The organism is Sideroxyarcus sp. TK5 (assembly GCF_054601595.1).
Map to the genome: position 1 here is coordinate 1 of NZ_BAAHSJ010000008.1, position 22,353 is coordinate 22,353.

The window sequence follows — 22,353 nt, forward strand, 5'->3', positions numbered from 1 at the left end:
AGCACCGGCAGAACAAAGATGGAGCAATGCAATCGAGCAGTGAAATAGTTTAAGCTCGCAACCCAAGGGCTTTACTACTGATCGGTGGTAGGGCTACAGGGGGCAGGTCACAATATGCGGATATCACGGCGCACAGAGATGGAGGCGTTCACTCACGTTTTTACGCACTTCAGGCTGGACATCCAGCCGGTGCTGTTGGAGCTGGCTGGCAAGCCTCAGCGAGTCGAGCAGCAAGGATGCGTCTGGCTGGAGCTGAAGGATGCGCTAGGCGCGGCCATCCCCAGTCCGATACGCCAGATCCTGCTCACCCTCCAGGCAGCCCAACGAGCCGATTGATCACTTCTTCCTGCCGAACGATTCCAGGATCTCGCGGTATTGGCGCAACTCGGTTTCGATGGTGGATAGCTGGTAATAATCATTGCCGGCCAGCTTGGCCAGTTCAAGCTGTTCTATCGCACCGCGCAGATTGCCGTGCAGGATCTGAAAGTAGGAAAGAACATGGTGCGCTTCCTGGTGGCGTCCCAGAGCGGTATAGGCCCTTGCCTGCAACTCGTAAAGTGTCGCATCGTTGCCATCACGGTTGATCTGCTCGTCCAGTAAAGTCAAAGCCTCAGAGTAATGCTGCCGCTGCAACAGCAGCAGTGCGTAGTCGTAGATCAAGGCACGGTGCGTCGGGTATTCCTTCAGCGTCGCGCGATAGAACTCGAGCACATCTCCATCTTTCTTGTCTAGTTGGCGGATACGCCCGGCCAAAGTCTCGATGGTGGCATTGCGCGGGGCCTGTTTGTGCAGCACGGCGAATTCCTGGATGGCCCGCTTTTCCTGTCTGTCGCGCAACAGCGCCAGTACCAGCCCATAGCGTTGCGCGACAGGATCGCCGAAACGCTGTGTAACCAATGCGGAATGGAAATAGCTGACGGCTTCGCGCGGCGGCTTCTGCATGGCATTCAAGCGTGCCCGCATCAGATGGAAATCCAGGCTGTCCGCGACCAGTTTGAACGGGATGCTCTGTACACGATTGCCGACATCGGCGACGCGCTCTGTCGTGAGCGGATGGGTGCGCAGATAACTGGGAGTATCCCCCTCGACCAGTTGCGTGGCTTTTTGCAGGCGTTCGAAGAAGCCCGGCATCGCATGCGGATCGAAACCGGATCGTTGCAGCAGGTCGAGACCTATGCGATCGGCTTCCTTCTCGTGTTCGCGTGTGAAGTCTAGCTGACGCTGCATGAGTCCGCCCTGTGCGCCGACGATGCCGGCTTGCGCGGCTTGCGGATTGTCGCGCGCAGCGAGGATGGCGACCGCGATGGCCGCCATCGCAGCCAGCGAGTCGTATTTCCGGCCCGAGATCATGCGTGCCAGATGGTGCTGGGTCACGTGGGAAATCTCGTGGCTCAATACGGAAGCCAGTTCCGATTCGCTCTGCGACAGCATGATCAGCCCGGTGTTCACACCTATGAAACCGCCCGGCATGGCGAAGGCGTTGATGGCCGCGTCGTCGATGACGAAGAATTCAAACGGCTGGCTGGGCTCGCTGCTGTTGGCGACCAGCCGTTTGCCCAGACGGTTCAGGTATTCGGTCACCTCCGGATCGTTCAGATATTGCTCGCTGGCCCTGATCTGGAACATGCTCTGTTCGCCGATCTGTCGTTCCATCTGCGGGGAGATCAGGGTCTGCGATTCGTCGCCCAGATCGGGCAGTCCCTCCGCGAGCAGATTGAAGGAGAGCGACAGCAGAAGCACGGACATGAGGTTTTTCATGGTGGCTATGATAGCACCGGCCAGAACAGGTTCCCGCGCTGGACAGCGAGCCCCCAAGGCCGCAGAATGCGCTTCCATTCGCGCGATATCAGCATGGAATCCTTAGGCAAATACCACATCGTCAAAGAACTCGGGCACGGCGCGACCAGCACCGTGTATCTCGCGCTCGACCCGTTCAATGAACAGCAGGTCGCGCTCAAGGTGTTCAATGCCAATGTGCTCAACAACAGTGCCAGCGGCAAGGCTTTCCGCAAGCTGTTGCTGACCGAGGCCTCGCTCGCCGGCAAGTTGTCCCACCCACATATCGTGAAGATATTCGACGCCATCATGGAAGGCGATACGAATTACATGGTGATGGAATATGTCGAAGGCGAGACGCTGGAGCGATTCGCCGAGGTCGACCACCTGCTTCCGCTGGGCCGCATCGCCGAGATCATCTACAAGTGCTGCAAGGCGCTGGAATATGCCCAGTACCAGGGCGTCATCCACCGCGACATCAAACCGGCCAACATCCTGCTGTGCGGCGAGAGCGACATCAAGATTTCGGATTTCGGCGCAGCCGTGATCGAGAGCCAGCAGACCACCCAGGTGAGCGGCGTGGGATCGCCCGCCTACATGTCCCCGGAGCAGATCAAGGAACAAGCCCTGTCGCACCAGACCGATATCTACTCGCTGGGTGTGACCATGTATCGCTTGTTGACCGGCAAGCTGCCCTTCGATGCGGCCAACAATTACAGCATGATCTATCAGATCATGAACATCGAGCCGCCACCGCCCAGTACCTTCCGCCCCGAAATACCTGCCGCACTGGACGGTATCGTGCTTCGTGCGATGAACAAGGATACAGCCAAACGCTATCGCGCCTGGGACGAGATGGCGCGCGACCTTGTTTCCTTCATCAGCGATAACGTACCGCAACAGGAAGGGATACGTGATACCGAGAAGTTCGATACCGTGCGCGCTTTGCCATTCTTCAAACAGTTCAATGATGTGGAACTGTGGGAAGTGTTGCGGATCAGCGAGTGGCGCAAAGTACCCAAGGGAGAGCAGATCCTGCGCGAGGGTGAGGAAGGCCTGAACTTCTTCATCATCGCCAGCGGTTCTGTGCGCGTGGTGAAGCAGGGGCGATTGCTCAGTCTGCTGCACAAGGGGGACTGTTTCGGCGAGATGGCGCATCTGAGCGAAAACGGTACCAAGCGGAGCACCGATGTGCTGGCCAAGACGGATGTGAAGCTGATCGAGATCGATCCGTCGGTCTTGGCATTGGCGACATCAAACTGTCGCTACCGTTTCGATGAGGCCTTCCTGCGCATCATCGTCAAGCGGTTGTCGGTCGCGAATACGCGCATCGCGCGACTGTTGAGCGACCATGACGAAGGACAATGAATAATCGGAGTGGACGGGAATGAGCGGTTTCATGAATATCACCGTTGCAGAATTGCACGAGTTGATGGGCAAGCCAGATGTGCAACTGGTGGATGTGCGTACCGATGCAGAGATCGCGCGCGGGCGCATCAAAGGTGCGATCTGCATGCCTCTGCATCTGTTGCCCCTGCGTTTGGGCGAACTGGCAGGTGACAAGACGACAGTGTTCTATTGCCAGATGGGTGGACGTTCGGCACAGGCGGCCGCATTCGCTGCAGCACAAGGGGTGACCGGTGCTGCGAATCTGCAAGGCGGCATCCTAGCCTGGGCACAGTCGGGTGGGGAGTTGGTCGCGTGAGTGGAGAGACATTCGACGTGGAGCTGGATGTGCGCAAGCTGGCCTGCCCACTGCCCATTCTGCGCGCAAAGAAAGCCCTGGCGGGCATGGCGGCGGGGCAGGTGCTGAAAGTGGTGGCGACCGATGGTGGTGCGCCCAGGGATTTCGCTGATTTCTGCAGCAAGACCGGCAACGAACTGCTGTCATCGACCGAGCTGGGCGGCGAGTACGTCATTCTGTTGCGTCGTCGCGCCTAGCCGGTCATTCGGCAGCTTTCTTCTCTATCTCCTTGGCCAGGAAGTAGGCCATCACCGTCCGGATCACCACGATACCCCCTAGCAGCAGCAGGGACTCCTGGCTCGGCACGACGATGGTGCCTATGATGTCGCCGGCGAGGAAGAAATCCAGGCCCAGCGCCATCTTCTCACCGATGGCGATACGGATGTCGCGCAGGGAAGTGGCGGGTTCGCGGTTGCGGAGGATGTCACGGCCGCGCTGCAGGAGCAGGAGCAGGCCGTGCAGGCTGCCCCAGGTGACCACGGCCACACCCAGCAACTCGGTGAGTGGCACGATGTAAGCGATGGCACCGACCAGCAGTTCGTGCAGCATGGTGTCCTCCTCAATCGAGTTTTGCTCGCTGGGCTTGCAGTTGCACCAGCGTCGCTTCGAAATCCTCCAGACGTTTCTTCTCCTGTTCCACCACCGCTGCCGGTGCACGCGCCACAAAGCTCTCGTTGCCGAGCTTGGCGTTGGCCTTGGCGATCTCATTGGTGAGGCGTGAAATCTCCTTGTCCAGGCGCTCGCGCTCCGCCGCGACGTCGATCTCCACCTTCAACATCAGCTTGTAGCTGCCGACGATGGAGACAGGTGCATCGCCTTCCGGCAACTCCGCGACCACCTGCACTTCGCTCAACTTTCCGAGGCTGCTGATGTAGGGGGCGAGTGCGTTCAATACGGCCGCATCCCCCGCCGCGATCAACGGCACGCGCGCGGCGGGCGACAGGTTCATCTCGCTGCGCAGGCTGCGGGTGGCGGTGGTCAGTTCCTGCAGCAGCGCGATCTGCGCGCTGGCCGTTGCGTCGATCTTGCCTGCATCCGCCTTGGGATAGGGCTGCAGCATGATGGTGTCGCCATTTGCATTAGCCATCGGCGCGACCGACTGCCACAACTCTTCGGTGATGAACGGGATGATGGGGTGTGCCAGCCGCAGGATGGTCTCCAGCACGCGTACCAGCGTGCGACGGGTGGCGCGTTGTTGTGCTTCGCTGCCGTTCAACTGTACCTTGGCCAGTTCCACATACCAGTCGCAATAGGTGTTCCACACCAGTTCATACACGGCACGTGCCGCCATATCGAAACGGTAATCGGCGAAGTGCGTCGCCATCTCGGCTTCGGCCTTCTGCAATTCGCTGATCATCCATTTGTCGGCGGCGGAGAATTCCAGCGGCAGCGTTTCGTTCAGGCCGACATCCTTGCCTTCGCAGTTCATCAGCACGAAGCGTGTTGCGTTCCACAGCTTGTTGCAGAAGTTGCGATAGCCTTCGCAACGCTGCATGTCGAATTTGATGTCGCGACCGGGGCTGGCGAGCGAGGCGAATGTGAAACGCAATGCGTCGGTACCGAAGGCGGTGATGCCCTGCGGGAATTCCTTGCGCGTGCGTTTCTCGATCTTCTCGGCGTCCTTGGGGTTCATCAGACCGGTGGTGCGTTTCTTGATCAGCGTATCCAGATCGATGCCGTCGATCAGGTCGATCGGGTCGAGCACGTTGCCCTTGGACTTGGACATCTTCTGCCCTTCCGCATCGCGGATCAGGCCGTGCACATACACGTCCTTGAACGGGATCTTGCCGGTGATGTGCTTGGTCATCATCACCATGCGCGCCACCCAGAAGAAGATGATGTCGAAACCGGTGACCAGCACCGACGAGGGCAGATACTGCTGCACGAACGGGTTCTGCGCGTCCTTGTCCGCATCACCACTCCAGTCCAGCGTGGAGAACGGCCACAATGCGGAGGAGAACCAGGTGTCGAGCACGTCGTTGTCGCGGTCGAGCTGCCCTGCGTAACCAGCCTTGTCCGCCAGCTTGCGTGCCTCGGCTTCGTCGCGCGCGACGAACACTTCGCCGTTCACGCCGTACCATGCGGGGATCTGGTGTCCCCACCACAACTGGCGTGAGATGCACCAGTCCTGGATGTTGTTCAGCCACTGGTTGTAGGTGTTCACCCAGTTCTCCGGGTGGAACTTGATCTCGCCCGAGCTCACGCATTCCAGCGCCTGCCCGGTGATGGATTTGCCTTCTTTGCCCGGCTTGCTCATCGCCACGAACCACTGGTCGGTCAGCATCGGCTCGATCACCACGCCGGTGCGGTCGCCGCGCGGCACCTTGAGTTTGTGCTTGTCGGCCTTGATGAACAGACCGGCGGCTTCGAGGTCGGCGCAGATCTGCTTGCGCGCTGCAAAGCGGTCCATGCCGCGATACTGTTTGGGCGCGTTGTCGTTGATCTTCGCATCCAGTGTGAGGACGGAGATCATCTCCAGTTTGTGGCACTGGCCTACGGCATAGTCGTTGAAGTCATGCGCAGGCGTGACTTTCACCACGCCGGTGCCGAATTCCTTGTCCACATATTCGTCGGCGATGACCGGGATGGTGCGCTCGCACAGCGGCAGCGTGACCTGCTTGCCGATGAGATTTTTGTAGCGCTCGTCTTCTGGATGCACCATCACCGCCACGTCGCCCAGCATGGTCTCGGGGCGGGTGGTGGCGACGACGAGATGACCGGAACCATCCGCCAGCGGATACTGGATGTGATACATGAAGCCGTCTTCTTCTTCCTGCACCACTTCGAGGTCGGACACGGCGGTGTGCAGTTTCGGGTCCCAGTTCACCAGGCGCTTGCCACGGTAGATCAAGCCTTCGTTATACAGGCGCACGAAGGTCTCGGTGACGGACCTGGACAGGCCTTCGTCCATGGTGAAGCGCTCGCGCGACCAGTCGGGCGAGGTGCCGAGGCGGCGCATCTGCTTGGTGATGGTGTTGCCGGAATATTCCTTCCACTCCCACACCTTCTCGATGAATTTCTCGCGGCCGAGATCATGGCGCGAGATGCCTTGTGCATCGAGTTGTCGCTCAACCACGATCTGTGTGGCGATACCGGCATGGTCGGAGCCCGGCTGCCATAGCGTGTTGTCCCCGCGCATGCGGTGATAGCGTGTCAGCGCATCCATCAGTGTCTGGTTGAAGCCGTGGCCCATGTGCAGCGTGCCGGTGACATTGGGCGGCGGCAGCAGGATGCAGAAGTTGTCCTGTTTGTTCGAGTCCAAACCTGCCTTGAAGTGGCCGGCGGATTCCCACGCCGGATACCAGCGTGCTTCGATGTCCTTGGGGTCGAAACTTTTTGCGAGTTCTTTGGGTCGAGTCATTGTGGTACGGCTTGATGCCTGTCCTGAGCTGGTCGTGAGGAAGGCGCGATTATATCAAGACGGCGCTGTGACAGCGGTCAGCTTGGCATGGTCATGCGCGGGGAGGGCGCGCCTTGCGGATCAGTTGCGGCAATTCGTCCTTCAGTTCGGCCCAGGTCTGTGCGACAGCCTGGCGTTGGGCTGCTTCCAGGCGCGGCAGCAAACGCTGCATGAACAGTTCTTCCAGATGGGATTCAAGTTGCGGGGGGGGCTCGAACGCATCTTCTTCAGGCAGGGATGGCGCACCGGCGGATGAGTCAGGGGCGAGCGCGAAGGCCGGTGTTTCCATTTCCGGCGCATCCACGATATCTGTCAGCGTGGGCAGGTCATCGCCGCTGACGATCTCGGTCAGCACCGGCAAATCTGGAGGGGAAACCTGTTCGCTGCCCTCGGTTTTCATGTGCGCAGCTTGCCCAGGTCGGTGTGGTTGAGTTCGTAGCCGCGATCGCGGTAGAACTTGAAGCGGCTACGGCCGCGCGCGGCCTCCTCGGTATCGTGTCCCACGATCTCGATGACACGTTCGAAACGGCTGAAGAATGTCGGGCATTCGTCGTGCAAGCTGATCAGCAGTTCGGAGTGGGGGAAATCCTCGTCGCGACCGATGACGACCGGCATCGTGGCTGCCTCGGCATCACCGCTGCGGCAATGCGGCATGAAGGCCGTGGCGGGGTAGTGCCACAACAGACTATCCAGTTTTTCTGCCATACCGTCGTCCGGAACATGCAGCAACACGCGCATGCCGTTCTGCATCGCTTTGTGGCTCAGCTGGCATGCGGTGCGCAGCTTGTCCTGGCTGCCGGTGTAGAAGTCGATTCTGGTCACTTGCGCGCCGTGCGGTCGATCAGATACTGCGTCAGCAACGGCACCGGACGTCCGGTCGCCCCCTTGTCCTTGCCGGACTTGTTGGCGGTGCCGGCGATATCGAGGTGAGCCCAGCGGTAGTCCTTGGTGAAGCGCGCGAGGAAACAGGCCGCAGTGATCGTGCCACCGGCGCGGCCGCCGATGTTGGCCATGTCGGCGAAGTTGCTGTCCAGCAGCGGCTGGTAGTCTTCCCACAGCGGCAGTTGCCATACGCGGTCATGCGACTGCTCTCCCGCCGCGATGAGTTCCTTCGCCAGTCTGTCGTCATTGGCGAACATGCCACTGGCGACGTTGCCCAGTGCGATCACGCAGGCACCGGTGAGCGTAGCGATGTCGATCACGGTGTCAGGTTTGAATTTCGCGGTGTAAGTCAGTGCGTCGCACAGGATGAGCCGGCCTTCGGCATCGGTGTTGAGGATCTCGATGGTCTGGCCGGACATGGAGGTGACGATGTCACCCGGCTTGGTGGCGGTGCTGCCGGGCATGTTCTCGCAAGTCGGGATCACGCCGACCACGTTGATCGGCAGTTCCATCTCGGCGATGGCCTGCAGCGTGCCGAGCACGCTGGCCGCACCGCTCATGTCGTACTTCATCTCATCCATGTCGGCACCCGGCTTGAGCGAGATGCCACCGGTGTCGAAGGTGATGCCCTTACCGACCAGCGCGATCGGTTTCTGCGACTTGGCTGCCCCGTTGTATTCCAGCGTGATCAGCTTGGGGGGCTGTGCGCTGCCGCGCGTGACAGAAAGGAAGGAGCCCATGCCGAGCTTCTCCATGTCTTTCTTTTCCAGTATGGTGGTCTTGATCTTCTTGTGTGCCTTGCCCAGCGCCAGTGCTTTGGCGGCGAGGTAGGTGGGGGTACAGATGTTGCCCGGCAGATTGGCCAGGTCTTTGGTCAGAGCCATGCCGTGCGTGATGGCGGCGGCTTGTGCGACAGCCTTCTTCAGTTCGGCTGCCGGCTTGTCCAGCGTGATGAAGTTCACCTGTTTCAGTGTCGCCGGCTTTGATGGTTTGCTCTTCATGCCGTCGGCCCGGTAAGCACCGGCAGCGGCCGCGAGTACGGCTTGCTTGAGTACCCAGCCCGCATCCTTGCCAGCGCCGTCATCGGTGATGAACAGTGCGGCATCCTTGGCGGATGTAGCGTGCAGCGCTTTGAATGCGGCCCCCAGGATGTCCACACTGCCACGGTTGTCAAGCTCGGAGGGTTTGCCGAGGCCGACCAGCAGGATGCGTTCGGCGGATGTGCCCGCGAGTTTGTGCAGCAACAGCGTGCTGCCGGATTTTCCGCTCATGTCGCCGCGCGCGATGACATCGCTGAGTGCGTGTCCGGTGGCTTTGTCGAGCAGCTGTCCGGCTTTGGATAACTTGCCGCCGTCATACACGCCGACCACCACGCAGCCGCTCTTCAGCTTCTCCGGACTACCCTGTTTTATGCTAAATTCCACGCGCCTCTCCTCAAATAGATGTCTGAATCGATCCTGATGCCGGATTATCCGCAATCACCGCCGCAAAAGTCAAAGCAAGCCCAAGTGCGCCGTGCGCGCGGCATCTTCCATCGCTCTCTTATACGCGAATTCGCCTCTGTCGGCATGCTGGTGTTCGCCATTCTGCTCGGGATCGTGGTGTTCACCCAGTTGATCCGCTTCCTCGGTGAGTCGGTGAGCGGGCTGCTGGCGGTGGACGGTGTGATGGTGATGCTGGGCTTCAGTGCCATCAACTACCTGCCTGTCCTGCTGTCGATCAGTCTGTTCCTTTCCGTGCTGATCACACTGACACGTTGCTATCGCGACAGCGAGATGGTGGTGTGGTTCTCTTCCGGTATCGGCCTGACGCGCTGGATACGGCCGGTACTGGGTTATGCGTTACCCGTGACGACGGTCATCGCGCTGATGAGCCTGGTGCTGTCGCCCTGGGCGCTTTCCAAGGCGGATGAATACAAGCGCCGTCTGGATAGCCGGGACGACGTCTCTGTCGCGTCGCCGGGCGCGTTCCGCGAATCGAAACAGTCCGATCGGGTGTTCTTCCTGGAAGGCGTCGATTCCGAGAACAAGCGGGTAGGCAACATCTTCGTGCGCTCGGTGCAGCACGGCAAGGAAGGCACCATGGTGGCGAAAGAGGGCTATCAGGAGACGGCCGAGAACGGTGATCGCTTCCTGGTGCTGTTGAACGGTACTCGCTACGAGGGGATCCCGGGTCAGGCTGATTTCAGGATCGCCGAGTTCGAGCGCTATGCCATGCGCATCGAGCCGGCCGAACTGGTCAAGGAACAGCCCAATTTGAAAGCCTATTCCACTGTCTATCTGGTGCAACATCCCACGCCGCGCAACCTCTCGGAACTGGAATGGCGCCTCGGCCTGCCGGTCAGTGCATTGATCCTCTCCTTGCTGGCGATACCGCTCAGCTATGTGGATAACCGTTCCGGCCGCTCGCTGAATCTGATCACGGCCATCGTGATCTATATGTTCTACAACAACATGATCAGCGTGACCAACTCCTGGGTGGCACAGCAGAAGCTCGACGCCGTGACCGGGTTCTGGGGGCTTCATCTGTTGATGGCGGCACTATTGATGCTGTTCTTCTATCACCGTTCATCGGTGTTCTCCTGGCGGCGCTGGAAACGATGAGGCTGCTTACACGTTACCTCGCGCGCGAGATCTATTTCAGTGTGGCGCTGGTGTTCGCCGCGCTGCTCATGCTTTTCGCGCTGCTGGACCTGATCAGTCAGCTGAACGAGATGGGGCGCGGAGATTACAGCCTTGGCTACATGCTGATGTACGTAGCGCTGATATTGCCCGGTCATGTCTATGAACTGTTTCCGGTCGCGGTATTGATCGGCACGATCTTTGCGCTGGTGCAGATGGCGGCCAATTCCGAGCTGACCGTGTACCGGGCTTCTGGCGTGTCCCTGAAACAGTTGATCTATGCATTGCTGCGTATCGGTGTGCCGCTGATGCTGTTGTGCCTGCTGTTCGGCGAAGTGATCGCGCCTTACAGCGAGCAGCTGGCCCAGCAGACCAAACTCAAGGCGCAGAAGGCGCAAGTCAACCTGAGGGAATTCCGTTCCGGCGTGTGGGTCAAGGACGAAGGCAGTTTCGTCAATATCCGCAACGTGCTGCCGGACACCTCGCTGTTGAATGTCAGCATCTACCAGTTCGACGAGAACTACAGGCTGGTGAGTGTCACTGCGGCAAAGCGCGCGACATTCGTGAAAGAACGCCTGTGGCAACTGGAAGATATCCAGCGCACGAACTTTTCCGGGCAGAGTGCGACGGCGGAAAGTTTGCCGGATATGGCGTGGCATACCGCGCTCAATCCCAATCTGCTGAACGTGTTGCTGGTGTTGCCGGAGCAGATGTCGGCACTGGATCTCTACCAGTACACGCGCCACCTTTCGGACAACAAGCAAAGCACCGCCCGCTATGACATCGCACTCTGGAACAAGCTGGTATACCCGTTCGCGGTACTGGTGATGATGTTGCTCGCGCTGCCGTTCTCGTCCTACCAGCGACGCGAAGGCGGCATAGGCGGCAAGATATTCGTCGGCGTCGTGCTCGGATTGAGCTTCCATTTTGCCGGCAGGCTGTTTGCCAATCTGGGCGCGCTCAACGAGTGGCCGGCGGCACTGAGTGCCACCGCGATGACCTGGATGTTTTTGGGTTTGGCGCTTGCCATGCTGTGGCGTACCGAGCGCAGGTGATCGCGCTCAGGGTTTGTCGGATTGCGCTTCCTGTTCGCGCACCATCCTCTTGACGGCTTCCCGTTTTTCCTCCGGCACCTTGCTGAAAGCGCTGAACTTTTCGCGGGCGCGGTGGCGCTGCTCCATCGTCAATCCGGCCCAGTCCTTGATCTGCGCGCGCAGACGCTGCTGTTTTTCCGGAGATAGCTTGGGATAGGCGTCGGCCACACCTATGAAACTCTTGTGCTCGCTTTGGGGCAGGTTGTCCCAGGAGTCGGATAGCGGTGCCAATATCTGTTGTTGGGCAGCCGAGAGTTCGGACCATTTTTCGGCGCAGGCGCTGAACGGGAGCGACAGCAGGGCGAGCGCCGACAGCAGCAGGGCGTGTTTGCGTGTCTTCATGCGCTTTAGTCCACGTACATGTGCAATGGCAGGTCATCCGTCAGGATGGCCAAGTCGATGGAAGCATGTTCGTGCAGAGCCGATTGCTTCCATTGCCAGCCGCCGGCCAGCACCGCTGCAAGCAACAGCAACCCCCCTGCCCAGTTAAGGGCGCGATGGTGATGGGAGGCATGCCCGTGATCGGTGACCAGGTGTTGCAGGCGCGACAACAGAGCCGCAGGGGCCCTGGTGCGATGCCGGTTCAGTGCCTGTCGTCGTGCAGCATGCAAACGATCCAGTGTGGCAGGATCGAGTTGCTGGGTCGCACGGTCCAGCAGGGGGGCGAGGTCATCGAGTTTCAGTTTGATTCCCATGACAGGTCTATTCCATTCGCTTTCAAAATGGCGGCCATCGTATGCGTGGCGCGCGAACAATGCGTTTTGACACTCCCCTCGGTGCAGCCCATGGCGGCGGCGGTCTCGGCGGTGTCCAATCGCTCCCAGTAACGCAGTAAAAATGCTTCCCGTTGACGGGCCGGCAACTGTTGCAGTGCCGCTTCGATGACAGCGAGTATCTCCGATTGCTGCAGGGCCGCCTCCGGTGTGGCGGGGGCGCTGGCGTTGTCGTCGTCCTGCAACACGTCCAGCGGCTCGAACTCCTCGTCGTCGTGGCGCGAGACGAAGGATGAGAACAGGCTGAAGTGCGCCGTTCGCACTTTTTGCCGCCTGAAGTGGTCGAGGATGGTGGTTTGCAGGATGCGCTGGAACAGCATCGGGAATTCCGCAGCGGGCTTGTCGCCATAGCGCTCGGAGAGCTTGATCATGGCATCCTGCACGATATCCAGCGCCGCATGATCGTCGCGCACGGCATATGCGGCCTGCTTGAAGGCGCGACGTTCGATGCTGGCAAGGAAATCGGAAAGCTGTTCTCGGCTGGACACGGATCGGGGGGCAAGTTCGTTGTTTGCCGGATGATAGCAAATTCCTGTTGCAGCAAGGGTTTTCGGGCGGCCAGAGCGTGATTGGGGTTGACCAAAAGGCTGCCAGCCTTTATCTTGCGCGGTCTTTCGATAGTAGCCACATATAGGTTTCAGGCCATGGAATTGACCGGTGCAGAGATAACCATCCGCTGTTTGCAGGAGGAAGGGGTCGAGTACGTTTTCGGCTACCCCGGCGGAGCGGTGTTGTTCATTTATGACGAGTTGTTCAAGCAGGAGAAGGTCAAGCACGTGCTGGTGCGCCACGAGCAGGCGGCCGTACATGCGGCGGACGGCTATGCCCGTTCCACCGACAAGGTTGGCGTGGCACTGGTGACCTCCGGCCCCGGTGTGACCAATGCCGTCACCGGTATCGCCACGGCGTATATGGATTCCATCCCGATGGTGGTGATCAGCGGCCAGGTGCCCACCAGTTTCATCGGCGAAGATGCGTTCCAGGAGGTCGATGCGGTCGGCATCACGCGCCCCTGCGTGAAGCACAATTTCCTGGTCAAGGATGTCAAGGATCTGGCCGTCACGCTGAAGAAGGCCTTCTATCTGGCCAAGAGCGGGCGTCCCGGCCCGGTGCTGGTGGATATCCCCAAGGATGTGTCCAACCACAAGACCGTGTTCGAATATCCGTCCTCGGTCAATATCCGTTCCTATCATCCGCAGGAGAAGGGTGATGCCAGCCTGATCAAGCGGGCGGCACAGATGCTGCTCGAAGCCAGGCGCCCCATGGTGTATGCGGGCGGCGGTGTGATCCTGTCCGATGCGGCCAAACAGCTGACCGATTTGGTGCGCCTGATCGACGCACCCTGTACTAACACCCTGATGGGCTTGGGTGGCTACCCGGCCAGCGATAAACAGTTCGTCGGCATGCTGGGCATGCATGGCACCTACGAAGCAAATATGGGCATGCAGAACTGCGATGTGTTGCTGGCCGTCGGTGCGCGCTTCGACGACCGCGTGATCGGCAACGTGGCGCATTTCAATTCCGTGCCGCGCCAGATCATCCACATCGACATCGATCCTGCCTCCATCTCCAAGCGCGTCAAGGTCGACGTGCCGCTGGTTGGCGATGTGGGGAGCGTGCTGACCGATCTGGTCAAGGTGCTGAAGAGCAGCAAGCAGAAACCTGATGCGGCCGCGCACAAGGACTGGTGGAGGCAGATCGACGAATGGCGCAGTGCCAATTCGCTGGGTTACAAGAATTCAAGCGAGCTCATCAAACCGCAGTTCGTGATCGAGACCTTGCACAAGATCACGCGCGGCGACGCTTACATCACTTCCGACGTCGGCCAGCACCAGATGTGGGCCGCGCAATACTACAAATTCGACAAGCCGCGTCGCTGGATCAACTCGGGCGGACTAGGCACCATGGGCTTCGGCTTGCCGGCTGCGATGGGCGTTCAACTGGCGCATCCAGGTGCCCAGGTGGCTTGCGTGACGGGCGAAGGCAGCATCCAGATGAACATTCAGGAACTGTCCACCTGCAAGCAGTTCAACCTGCCGATCAAGATCATCGCCTTGAACAACCGCTATCTGGGCATGGTGCGCCAGTGGCAGGAGTTCTTCCACGGCAACCGTTATTCGCAGTCCTACATGGATGCACTGCCCGACTTCGTCAAAGTGGCGGAGGCATACGGGCACGTCGGCATCCTGGTGGAGAAACCCTCCGATGTGGAAGGCGCACTGAAGGAAGCCTTCGCCCGCAAGGACGAACTGGTGTTCCTCGATTTCCGTACTGATTCCACCGAGAACGTGTACCCGATGGTGCCCGGAGGCAAGGGGTTGTCGGAAGTGATCCTGGCGGAGGACCTGTAACATGCGACATATCATCTCCCTGTTGATGGCGAACGAAGCGGGCGCGCTGTCGCGTGTGTCCGGCCTGTTCTCCGCGCGCGGCTACAACATCGAGTCGCTCACCGTGGCGCCCACCGAGGATCCCACCCTGTCGCGCATGACCATCGTCACCAGCGGCTCCGACGCCATTATCGAGCAGATCAACAAGCAGTTGAACAAGCTGGTGGATGTGGTGTCGGTGATGGACCTCTCGGATGGCGACCACATCGAACGAGAGCTGATGCTGGTCAAGGTGCGTGCCGACGGCGCGGATCGCGAAGAGCTGAAGCGTATGACCGATATCTTCCGCGGGCGCATCATCGACGTGTCGGACAAGACCTACACCATCGAATTGACCGGAGCCGGTTCCAAGCTGGACAAGTTCCTGCTGGCGATCGATCGCGGCCTGATCCTGGAAACGGTGCGCACCGGTGCCTCCGGCATTGGGCGCGGCGAGCGCATCCTGAAGATATAACCCTTTCTTTTACTGATTTTTTCGACGAGGCCAACATGAAAGTTTATTACGACAAAGACGCAGACCTGTCCCTGATCAAGGGCAAGCAAGTGACCATCGTGGGTTACGGTTCGCAGGGCCATGCCCACGCGCAGAACCTGAAGGATTCCGGCGTGAACGTGACCGTCGCGCTGCGCAAGGGCGGGGCATCCTGGGCCAAGGCCGAGAAGGCTGGCCACAAGGTCGCCGAGATCGCCGATGCAGTGAAGGGTGCCGACCTGGTGATGATCCTGCTGCCGGACGAGACCATGCCCGAGGTGTACCACGCCGATATCGCGAAGAACCTGAAGTCCGGCGCTGCGCTGGCTTTCGCCCACGGCTTCAACATCCACTACAACCAGATCGTGCCGCCGGCAGACGTCGACGTCATCATGATCGCCCCGAAGGGCCCCGGCCACACCGTGCGTTCAGAATATCTCAAGGGCGGCGGCGTGCCGACCCTGATCGCCGTGTATCAGGACAAGTCCGGCAAGGCGAAGGACGTGGCACTGTCCTATGCGGCTGCCAACGGCGGTACCAAAGGCGGTGTGATCGAGACCAACTTCCGCGAAGAGACCGAGACCGACCTGTTCGGTGAACAGGCTGTGCTGTGCGGCGGTGCGGTGGAACTGGTGAAGGCCGGTTTCGAGACGCTGACCGAAGCCGGTTACGCTCCGGAAATGGCTTACTTCGAGTGCCTGCACGAACTGAAGCTGATCGTCGATCTGATGTACGAAGGCGGCATCGCCAACATGAACTACTCTATCTCCAACAACGCAGAGTACGGTGAGTATGTCACCGGCCAGCGCGTGATCTCCGATCAGGCGCGTGCCGCGATGAAGGAGTGCCTGACCAACATCCAGAACGGTTCCTACGCCAAGCAGTTCATCCTGGAAGGCCGCACCAACTATCCCGAGATGACAGCACGTCGTCGCCTGAATGCCGAACATCCGATCGAAGTCGTCGGTGGCAAGCTGCGCGCGATGATGCCGTGGATCGGCAAGAACAAGCTGGTCGACCAATCCAAGAACTGATTGCAGTAACAGACAGAAGGTGAAGCAGATGCTTCACCTTCTTTACATCAGCCCGTCATTTTCCGGCAATCCCATATGAGCAATTATCCCCATCCCATCATCGCCCGCGAGGGTTGGCCCTTCCTGGCGATATCGCTGGTAACCGCACTGGCCGTTTCGGCATGGTGCATCACCTGGGCGATCCCGCTCTGGGTCATATTCGTGTTCGTGTTGCAGTTCTTCCGTGATCCGGCCCGCGTCATTCCGCAAGAAGCGGGTGCCGTGCTGTCGCCCGCCGACGGTCGTGTGATCAAGGTCGAACGCGCCACCGATCTGTACGGAGAGCGAGAAGCCATCCTGGTCAGCGTGTTCATGAACGTGTTCAACGTGCATTCCAATCGCAGCCCGGTCGATGGCGTCATCGAAAAGGTGCAATATTTCCCGGGTAAGTTCGTCAACGCCGATCTGGACAAGGCATCGAGCGAGAACGAGCGAAATGCCATCGTGCTGAAGACCCCTGCGGGGCAGACGGTCACCTTCGTGCAAGTGGCGGGTCTGATTGCGCGCCGCATCCTGTGCTACGTCAAAGCGGGTGATGCGCTGACACGCGGCCAGCGTTACGGCTTCATCCGCTTCGGTTCGCGTGTGGATGTCTACCTGCCGCTCGACGCTACCGTCAAGGTCGCCATCGGTGATAAAGTGCGTGCCACTGAAACCATTTTGGCCAAACTGGCCTGACTTGACGACCATGATGAACAATCGCAGCAAAATGAATCTGCGTCGGCGCAGCATCTATCTGTTGCCCAACCTGTTCACTACAGCTGCGCTGTTCGCCGGCTTCTATGCCATCGTGCAGGCCATGAATGGCCGTTACGAGATCGCGGCAGTGTCCATCTTCATCGCTATGGTGCTGGATGGTCTGGATGGGAGGGTCGCCCGTCTCACACATACCCAGAGCGAATTCGGTGCCGAGTACGACAGCTTGTCCGACATGGTGTCGTTCGGCGTCGCGCCATCCATTCTGATGTACGAATGGGCGTTCCGTGATCTGGGCAAGTGGGGCTGGTTCGCCGCCTTCATCTACTGCGCCGGTGCCGCTCTGAGATTGGCTCGCTTCAACACCAACATCGACGTGGTCGACAAGCGCTACTTCCAGGGATTGCCCAGTCCCGCCGCCGCCGCGCTGGTGGCCGGTTTCGTGTGGGTGATGCTGGATAACAAGTTCACTGGTTACGACCTGCGCTGGTACGCCGCCGCCCTGACCGTTTTCGCCGGCCTGTCCATGGTCAGCAACTGCAAGTACTACAGTTTCAAGTCGATCAACATGCGCAAGAGCGTGCCGTTCTTTGTGATCTTCCTTTTCGCACTGTTCTTTATCTTCGTGGCGCAGAACCCGCCGCTGCACCTGTTCCTGCTGTTCTTCGGCTACTGTCTCTCAGGTTATGTGATGAGCCTGATGGACTGGCGCAGGAAGCCCGTCCCGCCGCAGCTGTAAAGTAAACGCCAGCAAACAAAAAAGGCGCATCTCACGATGCGCCTTTTTCTATTGCGGCCAGGTCTTGCTTACTTGGCAGCCTTCTGCCGGCTGAGCTCTGTCAGGCGCAGGATCTTGGCGGATGAGAACAGGCCGCGCAGTTGCGGTTGCTTGCCTTCGCCGACTTCCAGCACCGGCATGTGTGTCTTGCCGGCTTTCTGCATGGCGGTCAGCACATCCTTCACCGTGGCCTTTTCCACATCGTGCATCTCGGCGACCACCCAATCCTTGGTGTGTTCCATGATGTCGCTGACGCGGATATCCTTGTGGGTCACGGCACGGTCGGCAAAACCGACGCTTTGCAGGAATTCCATAGGTTTGGAGCCCATGATGTCGTAGGCGGTGATGGAGCCCAGCAGCTTGTCAGAACCTTTTTCCTTGACGAAGGCGATACGCAGTCCGGCGACCTTCATCTCGTGCAGCGCCTGGTCGATGGTCTCGTCAGGGGTGATCTTGAACATGCCGCGCACATGGAAATCGGTCATCACGGATGTGGCGGGATCTTTCAGGTCGACCTGCCAAGGCTCGTTGTGCGGCTCCAGGATGTCCTGGACGTGGCTGGTGGTCTTCAGCTCTGTTGGCTGCGGCGTGCGATGCGGCATGGAACTCTCTCCTTAGAACAGATGGTTGTTGTCGATACGGGGTTGATTATAGCTGCAAGGCAAGATTCCGTCAGCGCAAAACCCGACGGCCTGACGGTCAGTTACGGTGCCAAAGTTCCTCGGCCCAGCCTGCAGCGCGATTGATCACGCGGCTCAGAATGAACAGCAGGTCTGACAGGCGGTTGAGATAGTGCAAGCCCTGGATCGGGGCCAGATGGTCCCGTGCCAAAGGGGTGTATTCACGTTCGGCTCGGCGCGCGACGCAGCGGGCGACATGGCACAGGGCCGCTGCGCGCGTCCCGCCGGGCAGGATGAATTCCTTGAGTGGCGGCAGATCGGCATTGAAGCGCGCGATGGCAGTATCGAGCCTGAGCAGTTTCGCATCGTCGAATGGTGCGCCGGGTACGGCCAGCACGCCGCCGAGACCGAACAGGTCATGCTGGATAGCCAGCAATTCTTCGCGAACAGCTTGCGGCAAGACCTCGCTCAGCAACAGGCCGAGCTGGCTGTTCAACTCATCAACGCTGCCGATGGCCGCGATGCGCGGGGAGTCCTTGGGCAGGCGTGATCCGTCGGCCAATCCTGTGGTGCCGTCGTCGCCGGTGCGGGTGGTGATCTTGGATAGTCTCATTGCTGCTCCAGGCAGGAAAGATAGACCGCAGCATCCGGCGCGGTCTTGTTGCGCTGCGCCTGCCAGATCATCTCGCCCAGACAATCCATCATCGCGTGCTGCGCCTCGTGTTCGGATTGGTATTTCTGAGTGAGCCGAGCGAACTGCTCGCGGATGCCGTGCGGCTGGCCGATACTGATCTGCTCTTCTATGGTGAGATGCATCATCAGGTGCAGGAATGGGTTCACCACATCGCCATCGGGCGCGAAGTCCTTGTCCTGATTGCGCTCCGGATCGTCGAACAGCGCGTGATATTCGGGGTGCTTGTCGATGAGCTGGGCGGTCAGGTCTTCGAGCGGGGACAGCAGCGCACCGGCGCGGCGTTTGCGCCAGGATTCGAACAGGAACAGCCGTGCTTCATCGCGTGTCGGTTGGAACATCAGAACACCTTTTCCTTGAATTCACACAAATCCCGGATGCAACACTCGCCGCACTTCGGCTTGCGCGCCACGCACACATAGCGCCCGTGCAGGATCAGCCAGTGGTGCGCGTCCTGCATGAATTCTTTCGACACGAACCTCATCAGCTTCTTCTCGACCTCCGCAACATCCTTGCCGGGCGCCAGGCCGATGCGGTTGCTGATGCGGAAGATGTGGGTGTCGACGGCGATGGTGGGCTGGCCGAAGGCAGTGTTGAGGATGACGTTGGCGGTCTTGCGGCCGACGCCGGGCAGGGCTTCCAGCGCTTCGCGTGTCTGCGGCACTTCGCCGCCGTGTTGTTCGAGCAGGATGCGGCACATCTGGATGATGTGTTTGCTCTTGGTCTGGTACAGGCCGATGCGCTGCACATATTCGCGCAGGCCGTCTTCGCCGAGCGCGAGGATCTTTGCAGGGGTATTGGCTACGGGGAACAGTTCGCGCGTGGCGATGTTCACGCTTTTGTCGGTGGCCTGCGCGGAGAGGATCACCGCCACCAGCAATTCGAAAGCGGATTTATGCTCCAGCTCGGTGGTAGGGTGCGGGTTGGCGGCTTGCAGGCGCAGGAATATCTCGCGCCGTTTGGCTGCGTTCATCCCTGTACCGCCTCGGGCAAGGTCTCCGGTGCGGGCTGGCTGGAGATCTTTTTCGACGCGCGCAGGTCGAGCCAGTTCTTGGCGGCGATGATCAGGCCGAGGCCGATGAAGGCACCGGGCGGCAGGATGGCCAGCAGGAAACCGTGATAGTCGGGGATGACCGGGATCACCCAGGCTTTGGCCTGTTCACCGAACAGCAGGTCGATGCCGGACAGCAGCGTGCCTTTGCCCACGATCTCGCGCATGCCGCCCAGTACCGCCAGCACGGCGGTCAGCCCGAGGCCCATCATCATGCCGTCGAAGGCGGAGGGCAGCACCGGGTTCTTGGAGGCGAACGATTCGGCGCGCGCCAGCACGATGCAGTTGGTCACGATCAGCGGCACGAAGATGCCGAGCACGATATACAGCCCGTACAGATAGGCGTTCATCAGGTACTGCACCACGGTCACCAGCACCGCGATGATGAGCACGAACACAGGGATACGGATCTCGTTCGGCACATAGCTGCGCACCGGCGCCACGGTCGCGCTGGAGAGCGTCATCACCAGCGTGGTGGCGAGGCCCAGACTGACGGCGTTGACCAGCGTATTGCTTACCGCCAGTAGCGGGCACAGCCCGAGCAGTTGCACCAGTCCCGGATTCTGTTTCCACAGGCCGTTCCAGGCGATGTCCTTCATTTCGCTGAGCGTCATTTGCGGGCTCCTTTCGCGGGCTGCACATCGGCGATGAACAGCTCGTCGCGATGCGCTTCGAAGTATTGCAGGGCGCGGTTCACCGCCTTGACCACGGCGCGCGGCGTCACGGTGGCACCGGCCATGTAGTCGAACACGCCGCCGTCCTTGCGCACCTTCCACATCCCGTCAGGAAACAGGCTGCGCGAGCGGCCGTCGAAGGTCTTGATCCAGTCGTGCTTGGCGATGTCGATGTAGTCGCCCAGACCGGGCGTCTCGTTGTGGTTCACCACGCGCACCCCGCCCAGCGAGCCGTCCGGATGGATCGCCATGATCAGCGCGATCTTGCCGCTATAGCCGTCCGGTGCGACGGCTTCCAGCACCACGGCGACCGGCTTGCCATCGCGCCGGGCGATATGTGCCTGCGTCGCTTCATCGGTTCCCAGCATCTCATCCGGGGCGACCGTGTGGACGTCCTGCATGATGTCGTTGTCGTAAGAGCTGGGCGGCAACAGTTGCGACACCAGCTTCAGCTTGGCCGCCTCCACCGTGGCAGCGATGGTGTCGCGCGTCAGGTAATAGGTGGCGGACAGGATGGCTGTGCCGATGATGGCGAAGAACACCAGATTGACCGCGGTCTGCAGCGAGGAGCGTGCGATGCGTTTCATCGTTCGTCCCCCTTCTTCTTGCCGAAGATGCGCGGTTGCGTCCAGGCGTCGATCAGCGGCACGCACATGTTCATCAGGATGGTGGCGAAGGCGACACCGTCCGGGAAGCCGCCGTAAGCACGGATGAGGAAGGTCAGCAGACCGGCCCCGAAGCCGAATACGATGCGCCCCTTGGTGGTGGTGGGCGAAGTGACCGGGTCGGTCAGGATGAAGAATGCGCCTATCATGGCCGCGCCCGAGAACCAGTGGAACAGCGGCGGTGCATAGTGCGCGGGATCGACCAGATGGAAGAGACCGGACAGCGCAAATAAGGTGCCGAGGAAGGCCAGCGGCAACTGCCAGGGGATGATGCGCGCGATCAGCAGGTAGAGGCCGCCCAGCGCGAAACCGGCCGCCACCATCTCGCTGCCTTTGCCCGCCAGCCGGCCGTAGATCGGCAGGTCGCGGATGTCGCTCACGGTCAAGCCCAGTTGCAATTGCGTCTTCAGCGTATCCAGCGGCGTCGACATGGTCAGCGCATCCAGTTGCATGCCGGCCGGCAGCACGCCGGAGAAGACATAGCGCAACTGGTCGCCGTAAGAGAGCACGCTGTGTCCCATGCCTTGCGGGCTCAGCCACTGCGTCATCTCCTGCGGGAAGGAGATGATCAGCACGGCATAGCCGATCATCGCCGGATTGAACGGGTTGCTGCCCAGTCCACCGTACAGGTGCTTGGACACGGCGATCGCAAACGTGCTGCCGACCACCGGCAGCCACCAGGGCGCGAGCGGCGGGATGGACAGCGCGATCAATACGCCGGTGAGCAGGGCGCTGTAGTCGGACAGGAAGGGACGTAGCGGGCGCTCGCGCAGTTTGAGCATCGCCGCCTCGGTCGCCAGTGCGGCGGTCACCGCCAGCGCGATGGACATCAGGATGGCCGGGCCGAAGTACCACACATACAGTGCGATACCGGGAAGCAGCGCATACAGCACGCGACGCATGATGCGGTCGACAGTGAGCGGGCGCGTGATGAAAGGTGAATACAGCATGAC

General features: G+C 60.2%; 27 protein-coding genes. 11 read left to right on the forward strand and 16 right to left on the reverse strand.

Annotation, left to right across the window (positions count from 1 at the left end; translation table 11 throughout):
* Nucleotides 1-138 precede the first annotated feature (138 nt).
* On the forward strand, nt 139-336 hold the full coding sequence (locus tag ACYPYQ_RS12080) for a hypothetical protein (protein WP_459724102.1): 198 nt from the start codon (nt 139-141) through the stop codon (nt 334-336).
* Here the strand turns inward: ACYPYQ_RS12080 and ACYPYQ_RS12085 are convergent, their stop codons facing one another.
* The gene (locus ACYPYQ_RS12085; RefSeq protein WP_459724103.1) at nt 337-1,746 is read right to left on the reverse strand and encodes a M48 family metalloprotease; all 1,410 of its coding nucleotides are present in this window, start codon (nt 1,744-1,746) and stop codon (nt 337-339) included.
* Nucleotides 1,747-1,851: 105 nt separating this feature from the next.
* Between ACYPYQ_RS12085 and ACYPYQ_RS12090 the strand changes: the two genes are divergently transcribed.
* The 3 genes from ACYPYQ_RS12090 to ACYPYQ_RS12100 are packed head-to-tail and all read left to right on the forward strand — an operon-like array spanning nt 1,852 to nt 3,717.
* A complete protein-coding gene (locus ACYPYQ_RS12090; protein WP_459724104.1) occupies nt 1,852-3,144 on the forward strand; it encodes a protein kinase domain-containing protein in 1,293 nt (430 codons plus the stop codon).
* A 31-nt stretch (nt 3,145-3,175) separates the two neighbouring features.
* Nucleotides 3,176-3,481: a rhodanese-like domain-containing protein gene (locus ACYPYQ_RS12095; RefSeq protein WP_459724105.1), complete on the forward strand. Its 306-nt coding sequence runs from the start codon at nt 3,176-3,178 to the stop codon at nt 3,479-3,481.
* Nucleotides 3,478-3,717 carry a sulfurtransferase TusA family protein gene (locus ACYPYQ_RS12100; protein ID WP_459724106.1) on the forward strand — a complete coding sequence of 80 codons (240 nt, stop codon included), beginning with the start codon at nt 3,478-3,480 and terminating at the stop codon, nt 3,715-3,717. The genes ACYPYQ_RS12095 and ACYPYQ_RS12100 overlap by 4 nt, the downstream gene beginning before the upstream one ends.
* 4 nt (nt 3,718-3,721) lie before the next feature.
* Here the strand turns inward: ACYPYQ_RS12100 and ACYPYQ_RS12105 are convergent, their stop codons facing one another.
* From ACYPYQ_RS12105 to ACYPYQ_RS12125, 5 genes are all read right to left on the reverse strand, one after another.
* The gene (locus ACYPYQ_RS12105; RefSeq protein ID WP_459724107.1) at nt 3,722-4,069 is read right to left on the reverse strand and encodes a DUF1622 domain-containing protein; all 348 of its coding nucleotides are present in this window, start codon (nt 4,067-4,069) and stop codon (nt 3,722-3,724) included.
* 10 nt (nt 4,070-4,079) lie between these two features.
* The gene (locus ACYPYQ_RS12110) at nt 4,080-6,881 is read right to left on the reverse strand and encodes a valine--tRNA ligase (protein WP_459724109.1); all 2,802 of its coding nucleotides are present in this window, start codon (nt 6,879-6,881) and stop codon (nt 4,080-4,082) included.
* A gap of 91 nt (nt 6,882-6,972) precedes the next feature.
* A complete protein-coding gene (locus ACYPYQ_RS12115) occupies nt 6,973-7,320 on the reverse strand; it encodes a hypothetical protein (RefSeq protein WP_459724110.1) in 348 nt (115 codons plus the stop codon).
* Nucleotides 7,317-7,742: a DNA polymerase III subunit chi gene (locus tag ACYPYQ_RS12120; RefSeq protein ID WP_459724111.1), complete on the reverse strand. Its 426-nt coding sequence runs from the start codon at nt 7,740-7,742 to the stop codon at nt 7,317-7,319. The genes ACYPYQ_RS12115 and ACYPYQ_RS12120 overlap by 4 nt, the downstream gene beginning before the upstream one ends.
* On the reverse strand, nt 7,739-9,226 hold the full coding sequence (locus ACYPYQ_RS12125) for a leucyl aminopeptidase (protein ID WP_459724112.1): 1,488 nt from the start codon (nt 9,224-9,226) through the stop codon (nt 7,739-7,741). Before ACYPYQ_RS12125 ends, ACYPYQ_RS12120 begins: the two co-directional genes overlap by 4 nt.
* Before the next feature lie 18 nt (nt 9,227-9,244).
* On the opposite strand from ACYPYQ_RS12125, the gene lptF reads away from it, so the two are divergent.
* Together lptF and lptG are read left to right on the forward strand one after the other, a co-directional pair.
* Nucleotides 9,245-10,405 (forward strand): LPS export ABC transporter permease LptF, encoded by a 1,161-nt coding sequence (lptF, locus tag ACYPYQ_RS12130; RefSeq protein ID WP_459724113.1) that lies wholly within the window; start codon nt 9,245-9,247, stop codon nt 10,403-10,405.
* A complete protein-coding gene (gene lptG, locus ACYPYQ_RS12135) occupies nt 10,402-11,478 on the forward strand; it encodes an LPS export ABC transporter permease LptG (RefSeq protein ID WP_459724114.1) in 1,077 nt (358 codons plus the stop codon). Before lptF ends, lptG begins: the two co-directional genes overlap by 4 nt.
* Nucleotides 11,479-11,484: 6 nt before the next feature.
* On the opposite strand, the gene ACYPYQ_RS12140 is transcribed toward lptG, so the two are convergent.
* The 3 genes from ACYPYQ_RS12140 to ACYPYQ_RS12150 are packed head-to-tail and all read right to left on the reverse strand — an operon-like array spanning nt 11,485 to nt 12,778.
* Nucleotides 11,485-11,859, reverse strand: a complete 375-nt coding sequence (locus ACYPYQ_RS12140) for a DUF3106 domain-containing protein (protein ID WP_459724115.1) — start codon at nt 11,857-11,859, stop codon at nt 11,485-11,487.
* A gap of 5 nt (nt 11,860-11,864) precedes the next feature.
* The gene (locus ACYPYQ_RS12145) at nt 11,865-12,212 is read right to left on the reverse strand and encodes a DUF3619 family protein (protein WP_459724116.1); all 348 of its coding nucleotides are present in this window, start codon (nt 12,210-12,212) and stop codon (nt 11,865-11,867) included.
* The gene (locus ACYPYQ_RS12150) at nt 12,197-12,778 is read right to left on the reverse strand and encodes an RNA polymerase sigma factor (RefSeq protein ID WP_459724117.1); all 582 of its coding nucleotides are present in this window, start codon (nt 12,776-12,778) and stop codon (nt 12,197-12,199) included. The genes ACYPYQ_RS12145 and ACYPYQ_RS12150 overlap by 16 nt, the downstream gene beginning before the upstream one ends.
* Before the next feature lie 156 nt (nt 12,779-12,934).
* On the opposite strand from ACYPYQ_RS12150, the gene ilvB reads away from it, so the two are divergent.
* The 5 genes from ilvB to pssA all read left to right on the forward strand — a co-directional run bounded on the left by ilvB (nt 12,935) and on the right by pssA (nt 17,660).
* Complete coding sequence (gene ilvB / locus ACYPYQ_RS12155; RefSeq protein WP_459724118.1) at nt 12,935-14,641, forward strand: biosynthetic-type acetolactate synthase large subunit; 1,707 nt, start codon at nt 12,935-12,937, stop codon at nt 14,639-14,641.
* 1 nt (nt 14,642) lies between these two features.
* Nucleotides 14,643-15,134, forward strand: coding sequence for an acetolactate synthase small subunit (gene ilvN, locus ACYPYQ_RS12160; protein ID WP_459724119.1), 492 nt, complete (start codon nt 14,643-14,645; stop codon nt 15,132-15,134).
* Between the two features lie 35 nt (nt 15,135-15,169).
* Complete coding sequence (gene ilvC / locus ACYPYQ_RS12165; protein ID WP_459724120.1) at nt 15,170-16,186, forward strand: ketol-acid reductoisomerase; 1,017 nt, start codon at nt 15,170-15,172, stop codon at nt 16,184-16,186.
* 75 nt (nt 16,187-16,261) lie between these two features.
* On the forward strand, nt 16,262-16,903 hold the full coding sequence (locus tag ACYPYQ_RS12170) for a phosphatidylserine decarboxylase (protein ID WP_459724121.1): 642 nt from the start codon (nt 16,262-16,264) through the stop codon (nt 16,901-16,903).
* Between the two features lie 31 nt (nt 16,904-16,934).
* Entirely contained in the window at nt 16,935-17,660 is a 726-nt protein-coding gene (gene pssA, locus ACYPYQ_RS12175; protein WP_459724122.1) for a CDP-diacylglycerol--serine O-phosphatidyltransferase, read from the forward strand.
* A 68-nt stretch (nt 17,661-17,728) separates the two neighbouring features.
* Here the strand turns inward: pssA and ACYPYQ_RS12180 are convergent, their stop codons facing one another.
* The 7 genes from ACYPYQ_RS12180 to ACYPYQ_RS12210 form a co-directional block, all read right to left on the reverse strand.
* Nucleotides 17,729-18,301 carry a CBS domain-containing protein gene (locus ACYPYQ_RS12180; RefSeq protein ID WP_459724123.1) on the reverse strand — a complete coding sequence of 191 codons (573 nt, stop codon included), beginning with the start codon at nt 18,299-18,301 and terminating at the stop codon, nt 17,729-17,731.
* Between the two features lie 97 nt (nt 18,302-18,398).
* On the reverse strand, nt 18,399-18,932 hold the full coding sequence (locus ACYPYQ_RS12185) for a cob(I)yrinic acid a,c-diamide adenosyltransferase (RefSeq protein ID WP_459724125.1): 534 nt from the start codon (nt 18,930-18,932) through the stop codon (nt 18,399-18,401).
* Nucleotides 18,929-19,351: a DUF1841 family protein gene (locus ACYPYQ_RS12190; protein ID WP_459724126.1), complete on the reverse strand. Its 423-nt coding sequence runs from the start codon at nt 19,349-19,351 to the stop codon at nt 18,929-18,931. Before ACYPYQ_RS12190 ends, ACYPYQ_RS12185 begins: the two co-directional genes overlap by 4 nt.
* Entirely contained in the window at nt 19,351-19,983 is a 633-nt protein-coding gene (gene nth / locus ACYPYQ_RS12195) for an endonuclease III (protein ID WP_459724127.1), read from the reverse strand. The genes ACYPYQ_RS12190 and nth overlap by 1 nt, the downstream gene beginning before the upstream one ends.
* Nucleotides 19,980-20,675: an electron transport complex subunit E gene (locus ACYPYQ_RS12200; protein WP_459724129.1), complete on the reverse strand. Its 696-nt coding sequence runs from the start codon at nt 20,673-20,675 to the stop codon at nt 19,980-19,982. Before ACYPYQ_RS12200 ends, nth begins: the two co-directional genes overlap by 4 nt.
* A complete protein-coding gene (gene rsxG, locus ACYPYQ_RS12205) occupies nt 20,672-21,322 on the reverse strand; it encodes an electron transport complex subunit RsxG (RefSeq protein WP_459724130.1) in 651 nt (216 codons plus the stop codon). Before rsxG ends, ACYPYQ_RS12200 begins: the two co-directional genes overlap by 4 nt.
* Nucleotides 21,319-22,350: an RnfABCDGE type electron transport complex subunit D gene (locus tag ACYPYQ_RS12210; RefSeq protein WP_459724131.1), complete on the reverse strand. Its 1,032-nt coding sequence runs from the start codon at nt 22,348-22,350 to the stop codon at nt 21,319-21,321. Before ACYPYQ_RS12210 ends, rsxG begins: the two co-directional genes overlap by 4 nt.
* Between the last annotated feature and the right edge of the window lie 3 nt (nt 22,351-22,353).